We start from the raw sequence: 17,117 nt of genomic DNA, 5'->3' as shown, positions 1-17,117 counted from the left end.
TGAGATCGAGCGGAGGTTTTCATGAGCGCGCAGAAGGGTAAGGACCTGTTGCTGAGGATCCACGACGGCACCGGTTTCGCCACCGTGGCGGGCCTGCGCTCGCGCACGCTCGCCTTCAATACCCAGAGCGTGGACGTGACCCACTCGGAGTCCGCCGGCCGCTGGCGCGAGCTGCTGGCGGGGGCGGGGGTGAAGCGGGCGAGCATCTCCGGTGCCGGGGTGTTCAAGGACGCCGCCTCCGACGCCCTGGTCCGGCAGCTCTTCTTCGATGGGGCGCTGGCCGCGTGCCAGGTGGTGGTGCCCGACTTCGGCACCGTCACCGGCGCCTTCCAGATCACCGCTTTGGAGATCGCCGCCGAGCATGACCGGGAGGTCACCTTCGACCTGACCCTGGAAAGCGCCGGCGAGATCGCCTTCGCGGCGCTGTGAGCGGCGGGATGTTCAACAGGAGGACCGGCCCATGGCCAATGCCCGGCGTGGCGAAATCGACGCCGTCATCGACGATCGCCCGCGCGTGCTCGTGCTCACCCTCGGGGCGCTGGCGGAACTGGAGAGCGCGTTCGGCGCCGCCGACCTCATGGCCCTGGCCGAGCGTTTCGAGCGCGGCCGCCTCTCCGCCCGGGATGCCGCGCGCATCCTGCATGCCGGCCTCACCGGCGCTGGCGAGCAGGTGACGCTGGACGAGGTGGAGCGCATGCGGGTGGAGGGCGGGGCCGTCGGCTGCGTGCGCCTTGTCGCCGCGCTGCTGAGCGCCACCTTCGGCGCGCCGCAGGAGGGCGCCCCGCTCCCCCCGCCGGTGCCGCGGAGCGCCTGAATGGGACCTCGCCAGCGCCGCGCGCCTTTCCGTGGGACGCGGCGATGGGGTTGGGTCTCGGCGTTCTGCGGCTGCCACCCGATGCGTTCTGGCGCATGACGCCGCGCGAGCTGGCCGCCGCCGGGGGGCTTTCGCCCCGCCCCGCGCCGGCCCTGGACCGAACGCGCCTTCGGGCGCTGATGGAGCGCTTTCCCGATGCCCCGGCGCATGTCGCGCCGTCAGGTGTCGGGGACGGCTGACCGCCCACGCTTCCGGGGGAACTGATCCATGACCGAAGCCGTTGACATTGCCGTCGCTGTGGATACGCGGGCCGCCAAGGCCGCCTTCGCGAACATGGAGGTGTCCGCCAGGGGCCTCGCCAGCACCCTGGGCGGGGCCTTCACCGGGCTCGCGATCCATGGCAAGGACTTCGGGGCGGTGCTGGAGCAGGTGGCGGCGCGTTTGTCCAATATCGCCCTCACCGCCGCGTTCAAGCCGCTGGAAACCGGGCTCTCCGCTGTGCTGTCGAGCGCAGCCGGCGGGCTTGGCTTCGCCACCGGCGGCGTGATCGAGGGAGGCGCGGCGCGGCCGTTCGCCAAGGGCGGGGTGCTGGTCGCGCCGGGGCTGTCGGAGGAAGCGCGCGTGCGGCCATTCGCGCGCGGCGGCGTGGTGGCGGCACCCACCTATTTTCCGCTGGCCGGCGCCAGCTTCGGCCTGATGGGGGAGAAGGGGGCGGAAGCCATCATGCCCCTGACCCGGGGTGCCGATGGACGCCTTGGGGTGCGCCAGGTGGAGGGCGGATCGCGGCCCCAGTCGCGGCCCCAGGTGACGGTGAACGTGGCGACGCCGGACCTGTCGGCCTTTCGCCGCTCCGATGCCTATGTGTCGGGGCTGGTGGCGCGCGCGGTGGCGCGGGCGCAGCGCGGGGCGTGAGCGCTCAGCGCGTCTGCTTCCACGGGTCGGAGGCGGGGACGGGGGTGCCGCCGCCGAGATCGGTGGCGGTGTTGCCGAAGCCGCCACCATTGGAGGCGGAGGCGCCCGTGAACACCTCCGCGCGCACCGCGCCGCGCATGCGCACGCAGGTATCGGAACCGGGCGCGCGCACGAAGCCTTCACCGAGCGCGGCGCAATTGGAGGTGACCTGCCCGCCCGTGCCCTTGCTCTGCGCCAGGGCGCCGGACGTCGCCACCGCGAGGATGAAAAGCACCGCGCCAAGGCTGGCCAACGCCGCGCGGAGGCCGGATCGGCGACGGAGGGCCGGCTGGGAGGGCCGGTGGCGCAATGGGATGAAACCAGGATAGGCCGCCACGGGCCGGCCGGCGTGCGCATCATGAGTCCGGCCATGGGACTCGGCACCGGCGGAGGTCCGTAGTGCGTTGTCGTCCGTGCCACGGTCTTGCGGAGTGGCTGAGGCGAAACTCTTCGGCATCATGGGGATGACCTCAGGCGATGAGCCGGCGCTGCAGCCGGGGCCCTGACCCCGTTGCACGCGGCGTGCACTATGCCATGGCCGAAACGCGCCACCAATGCGGTCTCCGAACGGAAACGCGGGTCCGCGCGGCGATTGTCCCCCGGGTCTCCGGTTGTCGCTCGGGGACCTGTGGTCATCGCGTCGCCGCCCGCGGTGCGGGCGACGCCCGGAGGCGGGAGCGCGCTCACGCCTTTGCGGTGGCCTTCGCCTTGGTCGCCTTGGCGGCGGCGGGCTTCTTCGCCGCCACGGGCTTGGCGGACGCCACCGGAACGGCTTCGGTCACCGGCGCCACCGGAGGCGCCTTCACCGTTGCCGGCTTCTTCGCCGCCACGGGCTTCTGCGCGGGTGTGATCTCGGGTGTGACCTTGGGCGTGATCTTGGGGGTGGGCGCCGGAGCGGCCGCCACGGTCTTCGTCTTTGTCGCGGCGCTTTTCGGGGCGGCCTTGGGCGCGGTCCCGGACGCGGTCTTCGCCTTCGGCGGCGTGGACTTGGCAGGCACCGCCGCGACGGCCGGCTCGGGCGCGGTGGTTTCCACGGTCGCGGGCGCGGATTTGGTAGCCGCGCGCGCCTTCGATGCGCCGGCCTTGGCTGCGACCGCCTTGGCTGCGACCGCCTTGGCGGGGGCAGGGGGGGCGTCCGTCACGGGCGCGGCAGCCGCCACGGCCTTCGCCGCCGCCTTGGGAGATGCCTTCTTCGTCGCCGACGGTTTGGTGGGCGCGCTCACCGCCGCGACCTCCACAGTCTCCACCTCAACCGGCGCGACGGGTGCCGCCTTTGCCTTCGAGGCCTTGGGCGTGGCCTTGGCCGGCACCTTGGCCGTGGTCTGGGCCGTGGCCTTGACAGCGGCCTTGGCCGAGGGCTTCGCGGGCGTCGTCGCGGTGGGTGTGGTGGCGGTCTTCGTGGCGATCTTGGCGGTGGGGGCTGCCTTCTCCGGAGCCGCCTTGGCGGCCGGCTTCTCCGCAGCAGCCGCAGGCTTCTTCGCGGGCTTCGTAGCCATGCATTCGCTCCATCCTCATCGAGGCACTCAAAGTCAAGGCGCCACGTTCAACTATGTCAAGTCTGTTTCTATTGAGCAGGCTGTAGAATTGGGATGAGGGGATCAAATGGCCGCCTTTCACGACATTCTGTTTCCCCTCGACGTCGCCCTGGGCGCGTCCGGCGGTCCCGAACGGGTCACGCAGGTTGTCACCGGCGCCACCGGCCGGGAGGAGCGCAACACCCGGCTTGCTGATTCGCGGCGCCGGTGGGACGCCGGCTTCGGCGTCAAAACCCTGGTGGCCCTGTCGGAGGTGGTGGCCTTCTTCGAGGAGCGCCGGGGGCGGCTTCACGGCTTCCGCTGGCGCGACCGGCTCGACCACGCCTCGGCCCCCCACGGACAGGCGCCGGGCCCGCTCGACCAGCCGCTCGCCATCGGTGACGGCACCACCTCGGTCTTCACCCTCGCCAAGACCTATGGTGCGCTCCACGCGCCTTATGTGCGGCCCATCACGAAGCCGGTGGCCGGGTCCGTGCGGGTGGGGGTGGACGGCGTCGCGCAAGGCGAGGGGACGGCGTTCTCCGTGGATGCGAGCCGTGGCCTCGTGACCTTCCACGCCGGCCATGTGCCGGCGGCGGGGACGGTGGTCACCGCCGGATTCCTGTTCGACGTGCCGGTGCGGTTCGACACCGACTTCCTCGAGGTGAATCTGTCCGCCTTCGCCGCCGGCGAGATCCCGCGCATCCCGGTGATCGAAATCCGCGCCTGAACTCCATCCCGTTCCGAGGGTCCCATGCGCACGCTTCCTTCCGCGCTCGCGAGCCGGCTCGCCGGCGGTGTCACCACCTTGTGCTCGGCCTGGCGTCTGGTGCGTCGCGACGGCGTGGCGCTGGGTTTCACCGACCATGATCGCGACCTGCTCCTGGAGGGCCTCACCTTCAAGGCGGCCTCCGGCATCGCCGGCTCCGAGACCACCAGCGCCGAGGGGCTGGCGGTCACCGGCACGGAGGTGTCGGGGGCCCTGTCCGCCGATGCGCTGACCGAGGACGACCTGGTCGCGGGTCTGTACGACGGCGCGGCGATCGAGCTGTGGCTGGTCGACTGGTCCGATCCGCAGGCGCGGCTGCTGCTGCGCCGGGGCACCATCGGCGAGGTGCGCCGCGAGGATGGGCGGTTCACGGCGGAAATCCGCGCCCTTACCGATGCCATGAACCAGACCCGGGGGCGCCTCTACGCCACCGGCTGCGACGCCGACCTCGGTGATGCCCGCTGTGGCGTGGACCTGTCGGCCCCGGCATGGTCCGGCACAGGCACCGTGAGCGCGGTGGAAGGCACGCTGCGGTTCCAGCTCGCCGGCCTGTCCGCTTTCGCCGCCGCCGCCCTGGCGCGCGGGCGGCTCGCCTTCACCAGCGGCGCCAATGCCGGCTTCGACACCGAGATCAAGGGCCACGACCGGTCCGGCGCGGCGGCGGCGGTGCGGCTGTGGCAGCGCCCGCCGTTTCCAGTGGCGGTGGGAGACGCGGTGGCGGTGAGCGTGGGCTGTGACAAGCAGTTCGCCACCTGCCGCGAGCGGTTCGCCAACGCCGCCAATTTTCGCGGCTTTCCCCACATGCCCGGCAATGACTTCGTGATCGCGGTGGCGGTGCCCGGGGAAGGCGGATACGACGGGAGCCTGCTGGAATGACGCCTCTCGTGACACGCGCCGCGCTGGTGGCCGAGGCACGCGGCTGGATCGGCACGCCCTATCGCCATCGCGCGTCCCTTCAGGGCGTGGGGGCGGATTGCCTGGGGCTGGTGCGCGGGGTGTGGCGCGCCCGTGTCGGCCCCGAGCCGGAGCCGCTGCCCGCCTATGCGCCCGACTGGGCCGAGGCGGGCCGCCGCGAGACCCTGGCGGATACGGCACGACGGCATCTCGTCGCCCTCGACCCCGAGGCGGCGGGAGCGGGCGACGTGGTGCTGTTCCGTTTCCGCGCCCATCTGCCGGCCAAGCACGCCGCCATCCTCGCCGGGGAGGGGCGGATGATCCATGCCTATGACGGCGCGGCGGTCTGCGAGGGCGCGCTGACATCCTGGTGGCGGCGGCGCCTGGCCTTCGCTTTCCGCTTTCCCGGCCTTGCCGATCCCTGACGGCGCCCAGGCTCCGCGCCGCCTTCCCTCTTCCCACCTGCGAGGATTTGTCATGGCGACCCTGCTTCTCGGCGCCGCCGGCGGGCTCCTTGGCGGCGCCCTGTTCGGCCCCGCCGGGGCATTGGCCGGCCGGGCGCTCGGCGCGCTGGGCGGCGCGGTGCTCGACCAGACCCTGGTGGGTGGCGCCCGTGCCAGCACCTCCGAGGGGCCGCGCCTGTCCGATCTCGACGTGATGGCCTCCACGCCCGGGGCGGCGATCCCGCGCCTCTATGGGCGGGCGCGGCTCGCCGGGCAGGTGATCTGGGCCACCCGGCTGACCGAGGTGAAGACCACGGAGAGCGCCTCCGCCGGCGGCAAGGGCGGCAGCCTCTCGCCCAAGGTGAAGAGCGTCAGCTACACCTATTATGCCAATTTCGCGGTGGCGGTATGCGAGGGGCCGGTTTCCCGCATCGGCCGCATCTGGGCCGACGGCAAGCTGATGGACGTGGCGGGGCTCACCGTGCGCACCCATCTCGGCACCGAGGACCAGGAGCCGGACCCCTGGATCGCCGCCAGGCAGGGCGCGGCCGACACCCCCGCCTATCGCGGCGTCGCCTACCTGGTGTTCGAGAACCTGGAACTGACCGACTACGGCAACCGCCTGCCCCAGCTCACGGTGGAGGTGGAGCGGGCGGTGGGGGCGCTCGAGCCGCTGGTGCGGGCGGTCACCCTCATCCCCGGCGCCACCGAGTTCGGCTATGACACGGTCAACACCGTCCAGGTCCACGGCCCGGGCAGTTACGGGCCGGAAGCGCGCCACGTGAGCACCGCCGGCAGTGACTTCGAGGCCTCGCTCGACCAGTTGCTGGCGGCGTGCCCCAATCTGGAGCGGGTGTCGCTGGTGGTATCCTGGTTCGGCGACGACCTGCGCGCCGGGCACTGCCGCGTGCGCCCCAAGTGCGAGCGCCATGTGAAGTCCACCTTTCCCGATGCGTGGTCGGTGGGCGGCCTCACCCGGCTGCTGCTGCCTGAGGTGTCGCGTTACGACGGCCGCGCCGCCTACGGCGGGACGCCGTCCGACCTCACCGTGGTCCGGGCCATCGGCAAGCTCAAGGCGGCGGGCCTCAAGGTCACGCTCAATCCGTTTGTCATGATGGATATTCCGGCGGCGAACACGCTGCCCGACCCGTGGACCGGCGGCGGCGCCCAGCCGCCGCATCCCTGGCGCGGGCGCATCGTGTGCGATCCGGCGCCGGGGCGGCCCGGCACGGTGGAGGGCACGGCGGCCTGTGCCGCGCAGGTGGCGGCCCTGTTCGGTGTCGCCGCGCCGGGTCATTTCCTGCGCCTGGGGAGCCTCGTGCTCTACACCGGCCCGGATGAATGGAGCCTGCGCCGCATGGCGCTGCACTATGCCCATCTGGCGGCGGCGGCCGGCGGCGTCGAGGCCTTCTTGATCGGCTCCGAGATGGAGGCGCTCACCCGGCTGCGCGATGCCGCCGGCGCCTTTCCCGCCGCCGCCGCCTTCGCGGCGCTGGCCGCCGACGTGAAGGCGGTGGTGGGGGCGGAAACGCAGGTGTCCTACGGCGCCAATTGGGCCGAGTATGGGGCGCAGGTGTTCGATGGCGGCGAGGTGCGGTTTCCGCTCGACGTGGTGTGGGCCTCCCCGGCCATCGACTTCGTCGGCATCGATTATTATCCGCCCCTCACCGACTGGCGCGAGGGGACGGCCCATCATGACGCGGCGCTGGCCCGCGTCATCACCGATCCCGCTTATCTCAAGTCCCGCCTGCGCGCCGGTGAGGCCTTCGACTGGTTCTACACGGATGATGCCGCGCGGGCCGCGCAGGCGCGCGCGCCGATCACCGACGGCGCCCACGGCGAGCCCTGGGTGTTTCGCCAGAAGGACCTCTGGTCGTGGTGGGCCAATCCGCATCACGAGCGCATCGGCGGCGTCCGCGCGGCGGCGCCCACTGCCTATGTGCCCGGCGGCAAGCCGATCCGCCTCATGGAGGCGGGCTGCGCGGCGGTGGACAAGGGCCCCAACCGGCCGAGCGCGTTTCCCGATCCCAAGTCCTCGGAAAACGCCCTGCCGCCTTTCTCCTCGGGGCGGCGCGACGACCTGGTGCAGCGGCGGACGCTGGAAGCCATCCTCGCCACCTTCGATCCGGCGGCGGGGGCGAGTGCCGCCGACAACCCGCCCGCGCCGCTCTATGGCGGGCGCATGGTGGAGCCGGGGTGCGTCTATCTGTGGACCTGGGACGCGCGGCCTTATCCGCAGTTTCCAGTGTTGTCCGACGTGTGGGGGGATGGCGCCAACTGGGCCACCGGCCACTGGCTGACCGGCCGCCTGGGCGCGGCGCCCCTCGACGCGCTGGTGGCGCGCCTGTGCGCCGATTTCGACGCCGGAGACGTGGATGCCACGCAGCTTGCGGGCGTGGTGGAGGGCTATGTGGTGAGCGCGCCCATGTCCGCCCGCGCCGCCCTGGAGCCCCTGGCCCGCGCCTTCGCCTTCGCGGCGGCGGAGGAGGGCGCAGCGGTCATCTTCCACCAGCGGGGCGCCGGCGCCGTCACCGAGCTTGGTGTCGATGACCTGGTGCAGCCGGACGAGGGCGCGCTCGTCGCCTTCACCCGGGCGCAGGAAAGCGAACTGCCGCTCGAGGTGAGCCTCGGCTTCATCGATCCGCTGCGCGACTACCGCAAGGCGACGGTGTCGTCGCGCCGGCTCGCCGGCCGCAGCCGGCATGTCACCCAGGCCGAGCTTGCCGTGGTCGCCGCGCCCAACGTGATGGCGCGGGCCGCCGATGTCTGGTTGCAGGACCTGTGGGCGGGCCGGGAGACGGCGTCCTTCACCCTGCCGCCGTCGCGGGCGGCGCTGATGCCGGGCGACGTGGTGCGCCTTGATCTCGACGGGCGCCAGCGCCTGCTGGAGATCACCCGTGTGGAGGAGGCGGAGGCGCGGGCGATCACCGCCCGCTCCATCGAGCCGGAGGTGTTCGACACGGCCCTGGAGGGCTGGGCGGGCGGCGGCGTCGCCGTGCCCGCCGCGGCGGGACCGCCGACGGTGGTGGTGCTCGATCTGCCGGCCGTGGAGGGAAGCGATCCTCTGCCGTTGCAGTTTCTCGCCGCCGCCGTGTCCCCCTGGCCGGGCACCCTCGCGGTCTGGCGATCCTCCGATGGCGCGAGCTTCGAGGCGCTGGCGGCTCTGACCGCGCCCGCCACCTTCGGCACGCTGCTGTCGGCGCTGCCGGCCGGCCCGTGCTGGCGCTTCGATCGCTTCAACACGGTGCTGGCGCGGCTGGACACCGGACGGCTGGCCTCCGCGAGCGAAACGAAGGTGCTTGAGGGGGCGAACCGGCTGGTGCTGTTCGCGGACGGGCGGGCGCCGGAGATTCTCCAGTTCACCCAGGCCGATCTGGTGGATACCGCCACCTATCGCCTGTCCGGCCTGCTGCGCGGCCAGGCCGGGACCGAGGCTGCCGGCGCCCAGGCTTGGCCGGAGGGCACGCGGATGGTGCGGCTCGACGCCGCCCTGGTGACGGTGGCGAGCGGGCTGCCGGCGCTGGGGCGCAGCTCCATCTACCGCGTCGGGCCGGCGCGCGGCGACCATGGCGGCGAGGACGTGACGCAGGTCGCGGCCAGCGTCGCCGGCACCGCGCTGCGGCCGCTGGCGCCGGTGCATGTGCGGGCGCGGCGCACGGCGGCCGGACTCGTGATCGACTTCACCCGTCGCACCCGCCTCGACGGCGACGGCTGGGATGGGGTGGAGGTGCCGCTGGGGGAAGCCGGCGAGGCCTACCGGGTGGAGATTCTCTCCGGCGCCAGCGTGGTCCGCGTCATCGAGACCGGGACGCCGCGTGTGACCTACGCCGCCGCCGCTGAGCTGGCGGACTTTGGCGCCGCCCAGGCCAGCCTCGCGGTGCGCGTGCGCCAGCTGTCGGCCACCGTGGGGGCCGGCGCGCCGACGTTGCGCACGCTGGTGCCCTGACCCCTGCCGCCCCCGCCCGCCCGAACGGGGCCGCGGCCGGCTCGACCCTTTCCTATTGGAGCGTGTCCATGGCGTCCGATCAGTCGGCGAACCTCGCCCTGCCGTATCTGGCGGCGGCGCAGGCGCAGAAGCATGTCACCCACAACGAGGCGCTGCGCGCCCTCGATGCCCATGTGCAGCTGGCGCTGGAAAGCGTGACGATGTCCGCACCGCCGGCCACCCCGGAGGAGGGGGCGCGCTGGTTCGTGCCGGCCGGCGCCACCGGTGCCTTCGCCGGGCAGGCGGGCCGGCTCGCGGCCTACGAGGGTGGGGCGTTCGATTTCCTGGCCCTGCCGCGCGATGCGCTGGCCTATGTCCGCGACGAGGCGCGGTTCGCCCGCTTCGACGGCGGCGCCTGGGTTGCCCCCTTCAGCGCGGCCGCGGATGGGCAGCTGGTGCTGGAGAGCGTCACCGCCACCGCGCCGCCGGCCGCGCCGGCGGCCGGCGCGCGCTGGTTTGTGCCGGCGGGGGCGAGCGGAGCCTTCTCGGGACAGGCCGGAACCGTCGCCACCTATGAGCGCGGCGCCTTCACCTTCAGCCCCCTGTCAGCCGGGCGGCTTGCCTTCATTCGCGACCAGTGGCGGCTGGTGCTCTACGACGGCGGGGGCTTCGTGTCGCCGCTGGCGGCGATGCCCACCCGCTCCGCCATCGAGGCGGAGATGCGGGAAGAGGACCTGATTCTGTCGGGCGCCAGCACCGATACCACCATCGTCATTCCGGCCCGGGCCATCGTGCTCGGCGTCTCCACCCGTGTCCTGTCCGAGGTCACCGGCGCCACGTCCTATGAGTGCGGCATCGCCGGAGAGGTCTCGAAGTTCGGCGGGATGCTGGGGATCGCCCTCGGCGCCTCGAATTCCGGCGTGATCGGGCCGACCGCCTTCTATGCCGCGACGGCGGTGCGATTGACGGCCACTGGCGGCGTGTTCACCGGCGGGCGGGTGCGGGTCTCCATCCATCTGCTGCGCTGTCCGGTCTCCGCTTTTCCCGAGCGGGAAGCCGCCTGGTGGACCGACGCCGCGCATCTGGTGGAGGGGGCGGCACCGGTGCTGGCGGCGGACTTCTCCCGCGAGCGCTATGCGTTGAACGGCGCCCATGCCTCGTCCACCAGCATCGTACAGCGGAGCGGAGCCGCCAAGGCGGTGGTCTCGGCTTCTGGCGCGCGAGTGCTGGCGCCCGCCAACGCGCTGGCTTTCGATTATGCCAGTGGCCGCCGCCGGATGGTCATGGAGGGCACCTCCACCAATCTGTTCGTCGGCTCGGCCGCGCCCGCGGCGGCGCAGGGTCTGAGCGTGACCGCCCAGGCCTACACGCTCGCCTTCGAGGGCACCGGCACCCTTGCCCTCAGCGGCGCCCACGCCCATGTCGTGGCCGGCACCGGCAGCAACGACCGTGTGGCCTACAGCTTCACCCCGGTTGCCGGCACCTTGACCCTGACCCCCGCCGGCGACGTGCGCAAGGTGCAGGTGGAGGCCAATTCCATCCCCACCAGCTATGTGGAGACGACCTCCATGGCGCTGGCGCGGGTGACCGATGTGTGCCCCTGGAGCAGCGCCGCCGCGGCACGCCTCTCCGCCGCCGGGGCCAATACCGTTGTCCTGCGCGGGCGGGTCGCCTCCCAGGTCAGCTCCCAGAACCTCCTCCGCGCCGCCGGCGGCACCATTCTGCGCGCGCAGACCACCACGGCGCTGGGCCTGATGGGTGCGGCGACCGTGCTCACCATCAGCGGCGCCGTCATTCCGGGCGAGGCGGGTGTCGCCATCGCCTGGGACCCGACCGGCCGCGCAGGCAGCGTCAACGGCGGCGCGGTCTACAGCGACGCCACAGCGCTGACTTATGACATGGCGACCGTCCATTTCGGCACCAATGGCGGCCTCTACGCGGGGGCCCGCTACGACATCGACGCGCTGCTGGTGTGGGCGGTCCGCGCCGGGGCGCCGGCGCTGCAGGCCCAGGCGCGGGTCTGGGCCTGATGACCGGGCCGGAGGAGAAGCCATGATCACGTTGCATTTGCGATTTGCCGACCGCGCCGAGGCGCTCTGCGTGCTCGCCGCGGTGCTCGGCTATGACAGCACGGCGGAGGGGCCGGGGGGCCGGGAGCAATTGCCGGCCGGCATGCGCGCGGGCGTCCGCTACGATTTGTGCTTCCTGGCCGACCAGGGCGTGGCCGCCGGCAGCGCGGCCGACCACGTCAATCTCCTGTGGTGGGGCGAGGCGGCGGACACGCCCGATTTCGGAGCGCACGTGGTGACGCCGGCCACCCCCCGTTGCGGCTTCTCCGCGTGAGCGGCCTTCGTTGCCAGGCCTCAGCTCAGCCAGAACAGGATGAACCAGGAGAGCAGGGCCAGCGTGAGCGCCGGCAGGCGGAGGTCGTTCATGCGTATCCTTCTTCCGTAACGGAAGTATAGGGCCGCTTGGCGGGCGCGCCAACCCCTCCCGTCCGCGTGACGCCGGCGTGGGGCGTTCTTGAGGTCGCCGGCGGGCGGCCTCCTTCTTTCAGCCAGTCTTTCTCAGCCAGGAAGGGAGCCGTGATGGCCAGCAGCTATTCGTTTGCGGTGCTCGAAGCGGACTACACGCGGCGATGGGCGGAGATGCGTGTGGAGCCGCGGCGGGCGGCCGCCATCGCGGCCATGGCGCGCCGGATCATCGCCGGCAAGGCGCGGTATCGCGCGGTGGAGGCGGCCACGGGCGTGCCCTGGGCCTTGGTGGGTGTTCTGCATGCGCGCGAATCCGGCTGCGATTTCCGCGGTGTGCTCCATAATGGCGAGCGCATCCTGGGCACCGGGCGCAGGACGCGGCTTGTGCCGGCCGGACGTGGGCCGTTCAAGACCTGGGAGGAGGCCGCGGTCGACGCCTTGGCGTTGAAGGGCCTGAAGCCGGGCGTTCCGTGGAGTCTGGCGCGGTGCCTGTATGAAGGCGAGCGCTTCAACGGCTTCGGCTACCGTCTGCGCGGGATCGCCAGCGCTTATCTCTGGAGCGGCTCGGACCAATATGTGCGCGGCAAATATGTGGCCGATGGCGTATGGAGCGCCACCGCCGTGGATCAGCAGATCGGCTTGGCGCCCTTGATGAAGCACCTCATCGGGGCCGATGTCGGGGCTGATTTCGGACCCACGCCGCCCGCGCGGCTGGCGCGATCGGCGGCGCCGGGTCTCTCCGGCGCCGGTCTCGACCCCGGAGAGGTCCGCGCCCTGCAACTGCGCCTGCGCGACCTTGGCTATGCGGAGGCCGGGGCGGCCGACGGCCTGTGGGGACCGCGCACCACCGCCGCCGTGGCCGCGTTCCAGGCGACGGCGGGATTGCCGGTCACCGGGACGCTCGACACCGCCACCGCAGCAGCCCTCGCCACCGCGGGCCCGCGCCCGGTGAGCGCGGCGCGGGCCGAGGTCACGGCGCGGGCGCTGGCGGCAGGCGGCGATCTGGTCGCGCGCGCCACCCGCCGGAGCAAATGGGGGGCGTTGCTGCTGGCGTTGCCCGCGGCCCTGCTCGGAGTGCTGGAGCAGATGCCGGCGGCGGCGGGCCGGATCGCCGGGCTGCGTGAGTCCCTGGGCGAGATCCCGTCCTGGGTCTGGCCGGTGGCCATCGTCGCGGTGGCGATGGGACTCCATGCCCTGGCCGGGCAGGCGGAGCGCGCGGAGGTGGAGGCGGTGCGCACCGGCCGCGACGCGGGACCCGGCTGACGCCGGGAGCCCGAGGCGGCGGTGTGCGGCCCGGGCGCGCACCCCCGCCGGGGCCCTGACTTGCGGCGGGATTGCTGCCATTGTACCCCCGCGCATCTGGCGGGGGAGGGGGCGGTGCGGTTGCTGGTGGTGGAGGATGATCCCGATCTCAATCGTCAGCTCGTGGCGGCGCTGGCCGACGCGGGTTACGCCGTGGATCGCGCCTTCGATGGAGAAGAGGGCCATTTTCTCGGCGACACCGAGCCCTATGACGCGGTGGTGCTGGATATCGGCCTGCCCAAGATGGATGGCATCTCGGTGCTGGAGAGTTGGCGGCGCGCCGGCAAGATCATGCCGGTGCTCATCCTGACGGCGCGCGACCGCTGGAGCGACAAGGTGCAGGGCTTCGATGCCGGCGCCGACGATTATGTGGCCAAGCCCTTCCACATGGAGGAGGTGCTGGCGCGCCTGCGGGCCTTGCTGCGGCGGGCGGCCGGGCATGCGTCGAGCGAGCTGACGTGCGGTCCGGTCCGCCTCGATACGCGGTCCGGCCGGGTCACCGTGGACGGGACCTCGGTCAAACTCACCTCCCATGAGTACCGTCTTTTGTCCTATCTGATGCACCATGTGGGCCGGGTGGTGTCCCGGGCCGAACTGGTGGAGCATCTCTACGATCAGGATTTCGACCGGGATTCCAATACTATCGAGGTGTTCGTGGGACGTCTCAGGCGCAAGCTCGATTGCGATGTGATCCAGACCGTGCGCGGTCTCGGCTACCTGCTGTCGCCGCCTGAAGGCGCGCGCTGAGCCATGCCCGCGTGTCAGCCTGCCCGCCTGCTGCGGGCGCCGGGTTGGTCATGACCCGTCTCCCGCGACGCTCCGCCGATCCTGGATCGCTGGCGTTTCGCCTGGTGTTGTCCGCTGTCGCCATCATGATGGTGGTGCTGGTGGTGGTGGGGCTGGTGCTGGCCACGCTGTACACCCGGGCCGCCGAGCGCGCCTTCGACCGGCGGCTCGATGTGTATCTCAAGACCATTGTCGCGGAAGTCGCCAATGCCAGCGGGGCCGGCCTGCCGGAGCCGCTGGCCCTTGCCGATCCGCTGTTCGTATTTCCCAATTCGGGTTGGTACTGGCAGATCGTCCAGAGCCTGGATGGCAAGGAGACGGTGAAGACCTCGCGCTCGCTGCATGAGGGGCGTTTGTCGGCGTTGATGTCGACCGGCGGCTCGGGGTCCATGCGGCAGGGCTATGGCGATGGTCCAAGGGGCGAGAAGCTGCGCGTGGTGGAAAGGTCGCTCGATTTCGGTAGCGACGGACGATATGCGGTGTCGGTGGCGGCGGTGGCGACCGAGCTGGAGCTCGACATTTCCGGGTTCAACCTTGTCCTGGTGGGAACCCTGATCGTGCTGGCGCTGGCCTTCCTGCTGGTGGTGCTGTTCCAGGTCCGGTTCGGCCTCCGGCCCCTGTCCAGCATCTCCCAGGCGCTGGCCGACGTGCGCTCCGGCAAGGCCGAGCGCCTGGAGGACCGCTATCCGGAAGAGATCGTGCCGCTGGTGCGGGAGGTGAACGCCCTGATCGAGGCCAATCAGGAGGTGGTCGAGCGCGCCCGCACCCACGTGGGCAATCTGGCCCATGCCCTGAAGACGCCGTTGTCGGTGCTGATGAACGAGGCCGGCACCCGCGACGACCCGCTTGCGGTGCGCGTGCGCGACCAGGCCGGGGTCATGCGCGACCAGGTGGCGCACCATCTCGAACGGGCGCGGATGGCGGCGCGGGCGTCGGTCGTCATCAGCGTGTGCGATGTGTCCGCCATCGTCACCGCGCTCGCCCGCACCATGGAGAAGATCCATCGCGGCAAGGACCTCGCCATCGACGTGCGGGTCGCCGACGAAGTCCGCTTCCGCGGCGAGCAGCAGGACCTTGAGGAGATGGTGGGCAACCTGGTCGACAATGCCTGCAAATGGGCGTCGGCGCGGGTGGAGGTCGAGGTCTGCCTCGAGCGGCCACGGACGGCGGGAGATCGCACCTTCTTCCGCCTGATCATCGACGACGACGGCCCGGGCCTCGCGCCGTCCCGCCGCGCGGACGTGGGCCGGCGGGGCCGGCGGCTCGACGAATCGAAGCCGGGATCGGGCCTCGGCCTCTCCATCGTGCATGAGCTGGCGTTGCTCTATGGCGGGCGTTTCGACCTCGGGACCGCGCCGATCGGGGGGCTGCGCACGGAACTGGTGCTGCCGGCGGTGACGGGCACCGGTCCTTCCGCCGGTGCATGAGCCCCGGAAAACGTCGCCTGTGGCACGAGGCGGCGCTGCCGCCGCTTTTACTCGCGGCGAAGTCCAACTAAGACTGTGCGGCAGTCCGCTTGTCGCTGCCGTTCCCTTCCGCGCCGCAAGGCCCTGGCGTTGAAAGATCACGCGCAATGCCCGTTCGTCCGGAGTTCGTCCGCATGGTGCCCGCGCTCCTCAGCGCCGTCGCGCTGGGAACCCTCCTGTCCGGTTGCGCCAGCGACGCCAATGCCAACCTCAAGGGTGCGGGAAACATCGCCCTGCCGGTCACCCCGGTGATGCGGGGGGCGGTATCCGGCGGCTTGATCAGCGGCGCCATCGGCAACGGGCTGGAGGACGCCGACCGCCAGAAGGCCTATGACGCGGAGGTCGCGGCCCTTGAGACGGGTGGGCCGGGCTATCCCATCGGCTGGAAGAGCGACAGCGGCGCGCGGGGCACGGTCATCGCCGGCCCCTCCTATCACCGGCCCGGCTTCCAGACCTGCCGTGATTACTCCCATACCATTTATATTGACGGCCACCCGCAGATCGCGCGTGGCGCCGCGTGCCGCAATGCTGAGGGCAAGTGGCAGGCGGTCAGCTGAGACCGCTCCGCGCGCGGCCGGCCTGGCTGCTGGGGCGCGGGTGCTCCGCGCCGGTCGGCCGATGATCTTGGTGCAGGCCGGTGGGAGCTTGGCATGGCCGGGGCCCGGGTTCCGGCTCCGACCGGCAGCCGCATTCCCGTCAGATGCCTGATCGGGCCGATCCGTGGCCGGCGGGCCACGGGTTTCGGTTGCGGGCCGGCGGGTCGCCAGCGCCGTTCAATAGGACATGAGCAGGGGAACCGGGCTGTCCTTGAGCAAGGATTGCGTGACGCCGCCGAGCACCCATTCGCGCACGACGGAATGGTTGAATGCCCCCATCACCAGCAGGTCGGCATTGAACAGCGTCGCCTGCTCCCGCAGCGCGCCGGCGATGCCGTTGGGCTGGACGACGAGGTTCTTCACGGTCACGTTCACCCCGTGCCGGGCAAGATGGGGCGCCAGCTCGGCGCCGGGAACGGAATGGGCAAGCTCCTTCTCCGTGCCGACCGCGACCACCTCGACCGCCGCGGCCGATTTCAGGATGGGCATGGCGTCGTTGACGGCCCGTGTCGCGCGGACGCTTGCATCCCAGGCGATCAGCACGCGGTGGTGCTTGAAGGTGTCCCAGCCCGGCGGCACCACGATGAGGGGCCGGCCGCCGTCGAACAGCAAGGCCTCGATCAGGCCGCGGTCGGCGTTGACGGTGGCGGTTTCCGCATCGAGCACGCACATGTCGTGGACGCGCGCCTGGGCCACGAAGGTGTCGACCAGCTCGCCATAAGGCAGTTGCGGCGTTTCCACCGAGCACGACACGCCCTGGGCCTGGGCGTCGCCCCGGGCCCGCTCCGCCACGGCCGCGGCCAGGGCCTTGAGGCGCCGGTTGTGGTCGCCGATGAGGCCGGCCGCCATGTTGCTGACGAAGGTGGTGCCGAGCACCACCTTGAGCGAGGCGGCCTGGATGGTGGCATGAGCGCCGGCCTGCCGCGCCAGGGACACGCCGTAGCTCAGCGCCGAGGACGGCTCGTCTATCCCCTCCTCGGTGATGCCGATGAGGACGCTTCTTATCGTGTCGAGCATTGGGCATTCCTCCTGCGATGCGCCGATCCTGGAGCTTTTTCGACGGCTGCCGATGCCAGCTCGCGGGAACAGCCCATCCGTGCGGGACACTAGGGCCTGCGGGCGGCGCGGACGTTGCGTCACGTCAAGACCTGTCTAAACCCTTGCGGGCTTGGGTCAAAGCCGT

General features: G+C 71.8%; 17 protein-coding genes. 15 read left to right on the top strand and 2 right to left on the bottom strand.

Annotated features, from left to right (window positions below):
• Positions 1 to 21 precede the first annotated feature (21 nt).
• From V5F53_RS10220 to V5F53_RS10205, 4 genes are read left to right on the top strand one after another with little or no spacing between them, the layout of a single operon-like run.
• Positions 22 to 429: a phage major tail protein, TP901-1 family gene (locus tag V5F53_RS10220; protein WP_393996329.1), complete on the top strand. Its 408-nt coding sequence runs from the start codon at positions 22 to 24 to the stop codon at positions 427 to 429.
• 31 nt (positions 430 to 460) lie between these two features.
• A complete protein-coding gene (locus V5F53_RS10215) occupies positions 461 to 814 on the top strand; it encodes a gene transfer agent family protein (protein WP_393996328.1) in 354 nt (117 codons plus the stop codon).
• Positions 815 to 858: 44 nt separating this feature from the next.
• Positions 859 to 1,053, top strand: coding sequence for a rcc01693 family protein (locus V5F53_RS10210; RefSeq protein WP_509213001.1), 195 nt, complete (start codon positions 859 to 861; stop codon positions 1,051 to 1,053).
• A 28-nt stretch (positions 1,054 to 1,081) separates the two neighbouring features.
• On the top strand, positions 1,082 to 1,726 hold the full coding sequence (locus tag V5F53_RS10205) for a phage tail tape measure protein (protein ID WP_393996327.1): 645 nt from the start codon (positions 1,082 to 1,084) through the stop codon (positions 1,724 to 1,726).
• Positions 1,727 to 1,730: 4 nt separating this feature from the next.
• Here the strand turns inward: V5F53_RS10205 and V5F53_RS10200 are convergent, their stop codons facing one another.
• Positions 1,731 to 2,000 carry a porin gene (locus tag V5F53_RS10200; RefSeq protein ID WP_393996326.1) on the bottom strand — a complete coding sequence of 90 codons (270 nt, stop codon included), beginning with the start codon at positions 1,998 to 2,000 and terminating at the stop codon, positions 1,731 to 1,733.
• A 461-nt stretch (positions 2,001 to 2,461) separates the two neighbouring features.
• Here V5F53_RS10200 and V5F53_RS10195 point away from each other — a divergent pair, with 461 nt between their 5' ends.
• The 11 genes from V5F53_RS10195 (at position 2,462) to V5F53_RS10145 (ending at position 15,895) form a co-directional block, all read left to right on the top strand.
• Positions 2,462 to 3,358 (top strand): hypothetical protein, encoded by an 897-nt coding sequence (locus V5F53_RS10195; RefSeq protein ID WP_509213000.1) that lies wholly within the window; start codon positions 2,462 to 2,464, stop codon positions 3,356 to 3,358.
• 9 nt (positions 3,359 to 3,367) lie between these two features.
• The gene (locus V5F53_RS10190; RefSeq protein WP_393996324.1) at positions 3,368 to 4,009 is read left to right on the top strand and encodes a phage distal tail protein, Rcc01695 family; all 642 of its coding nucleotides are present in this window, start codon (positions 3,368 to 3,370) and stop codon (positions 4,007 to 4,009) included.
• A gap of 24 nt (positions 4,010 to 4,033) precedes the next feature.
• Positions 4,034 to 4,924 carry a phage/gene transfer agent baseplate hub protein gene (locus tag V5F53_RS10185; protein ID WP_393996323.1) on the top strand — a complete coding sequence of 297 codons (891 nt, stop codon included), beginning with the start codon at positions 4,034 to 4,036 and terminating at the stop codon, positions 4,922 to 4,924.
• Complete coding sequence (locus tag V5F53_RS10180; protein ID WP_393996322.1) at positions 4,921 to 5,367, top strand: NlpC/P60 family protein; 447 nt, start codon at positions 4,921 to 4,923, stop codon at positions 5,365 to 5,367. Before V5F53_RS10185 ends, V5F53_RS10180 begins: the two co-directional genes overlap by 4 nt.
• A 52-nt stretch (positions 5,368 to 5,419) precedes the next feature.
• Entirely contained in the window at positions 5,420 to 9,331 is a 3,912-nt protein-coding gene (locus tag V5F53_RS10175; protein ID WP_393996321.1) for a baseplate multidomain protein megatron, read from the top strand.
• Positions 9,332 to 9,399: 68 nt separating this feature from the next.
• Positions 9,400 to 11,340 carry a DUF2793 domain-containing protein gene (locus V5F53_RS10170; RefSeq protein ID WP_393996320.1) on the top strand — a complete coding sequence of 647 codons (1,941 nt, stop codon included), beginning with the start codon at positions 9,400 to 9,402 and terminating at the stop codon, positions 11,338 to 11,340.
• Positions 11,341 to 11,362: 22 nt separating this feature from the next.
• Positions 11,363 to 11,653 carry a hypothetical protein gene (locus V5F53_RS10165; protein WP_393996319.1) on the top strand — a complete coding sequence of 97 codons (291 nt, stop codon included), beginning with the start codon at positions 11,363 to 11,365 and terminating at the stop codon, positions 11,651 to 11,653.
• Positions 11,654 to 11,898: 245 nt separating this feature from the next.
• Positions 11,899 to 13,047 (top strand): peptidoglycan-binding protein, encoded by a 1,149-nt coding sequence (locus V5F53_RS10160; protein WP_393996318.1) that lies wholly within the window; start codon positions 11,899 to 11,901, stop codon positions 13,045 to 13,047.
• 114 nt (positions 13,048 to 13,161) lie between these two features.
• Complete coding sequence (locus V5F53_RS10155; protein WP_393996317.1) at positions 13,162 to 13,833, top strand: response regulator transcription factor; 672 nt, start codon at positions 13,162 to 13,164, stop codon at positions 13,831 to 13,833.
• Positions 13,834 to 13,883: 50 nt separating this feature from the next.
• Positions 13,884 to 15,299, top strand: a complete 1,416-nt coding sequence (locus V5F53_RS10150) for an ATP-binding protein (protein WP_393996316.1) — start codon at positions 13,884 to 13,886, stop codon at positions 15,297 to 15,299.
• A gap of 146 nt (positions 15,300 to 15,445) precedes the next feature.
• The gene (locus tag V5F53_RS10145) at positions 15,446 to 15,895 is read left to right on the top strand and encodes an RT0821/Lpp0805 family surface protein (protein WP_509212999.1); all 450 of its coding nucleotides are present in this window, start codon (positions 15,446 to 15,448) and stop codon (positions 15,893 to 15,895) included.
• 216 nt (positions 15,896 to 16,111) lie between these two features.
• Here V5F53_RS10145 and V5F53_RS10140 read toward each other — a convergent pair whose 3' ends face one another.
• Positions 16,112 to 16,951 (bottom strand): universal stress protein, encoded by an 840-nt coding sequence (locus V5F53_RS10140; protein WP_393996314.1) that lies wholly within the window; start codon positions 16,949 to 16,951, stop codon positions 16,112 to 16,114.
• Positions 16,952 to 17,117: the final 166 nt, after the last annotated feature.

This window comes from Xanthobacter cornucopiae (assembly GCF_043195065.2).
In the GTDB taxonomy this organism is placed as follows: Bacteria; Pseudomonadota; Alphaproteobacteria; order Rhizobiales; family Xanthobacteraceae; genus Xanthobacter.
This window is presented reverse-complemented; position numbering and strand designations above follow the sequence as displayed.

Excerpts from the sequence above, each read along its gene's own strand:
- V5F53_RS10220 (WP_393996329.1), top strand. The coding sequence starts at position 22 with ATGAGCGCGCAGAAGGGTAAGGACCTGTTGCTGAGGATCCACGACGGC.
- V5F53_RS10215 (WP_393996328.1), top strand. The coding sequence starts at position 461 with ATGGCCAATGCCCGGCGTGGCGAAATCGACGCCGTCATCGACGATCGC.
- V5F53_RS10210 (WP_509213001.1), top strand. The coding sequence starts at position 859 with ATGGGGTTGGGTCTCGGCGTTCTGCGGCTGCCACCCGATGCGTTCTGG.
- V5F53_RS10205 (WP_393996327.1), top strand. The coding sequence starts at position 1,082 with ATGACCGAAGCCGTTGACATTGCCGTCGCTGTGGATACGCGGGCCGCC.
- V5F53_RS10190 (WP_393996324.1), top strand. The coding sequence starts at position 3,368 with ATGGCCGCCTTTCACGACATTCTGTTTCCCCTCGACGTCGCCCTGGGC.
- V5F53_RS10185 (WP_393996323.1), top strand. The coding sequence starts at position 4,034 with ATGCGCACGCTTCCTTCCGCGCTCGCGAGCCGGCTCGCCGGCGGTGTC.
- V5F53_RS10180 (WP_393996322.1), top strand. The coding sequence starts at position 4,921 with ATGACGCCTCTCGTGACACGCGCCGCGCTGGTGGCCGAGGCACGCGGC.
- V5F53_RS10175 (WP_393996321.1), top strand. The coding sequence starts at position 5,420 with ATGGCGACCCTGCTTCTCGGCGCCGCCGGCGGGCTCCTTGGCGGCGCC.
- V5F53_RS10170 (WP_393996320.1), top strand. The coding sequence starts at position 9,400 with ATGGCGTCCGATCAGTCGGCGAACCTCGCCCTGCCGTATCTGGCGGCG.
- V5F53_RS10165 (WP_393996319.1), top strand. The coding sequence starts at position 11,363 with ATGATCACGTTGCATTTGCGATTTGCCGACCGCGCCGAGGCGCTCTGC.
- V5F53_RS10160 (WP_393996318.1), top strand. The coding sequence starts at position 11,899 with ATGGCCAGCAGCTATTCGTTTGCGGTGCTCGAAGCGGACTACACGCGG.
- V5F53_RS10150 (WP_393996316.1), top strand. The coding sequence starts at position 13,884 with ATGACCCGTCTCCCGCGACGCTCCGCCGATCCTGGATCGCTGGCGTTT.
- V5F53_RS10145 (WP_509212999.1), top strand. The coding sequence starts at position 15,446 with ATGCCCGTTCGTCCGGAGTTCGTCCGCATGGTGCCCGCGCTCCTCAGC.
- V5F53_RS10140 (WP_393996314.1), bottom strand. The coding sequence starts at position 16,951 with ATGCTCGACACGATAAGAAGCGTCCTCATCGGCATCACCGAGGAGGGG.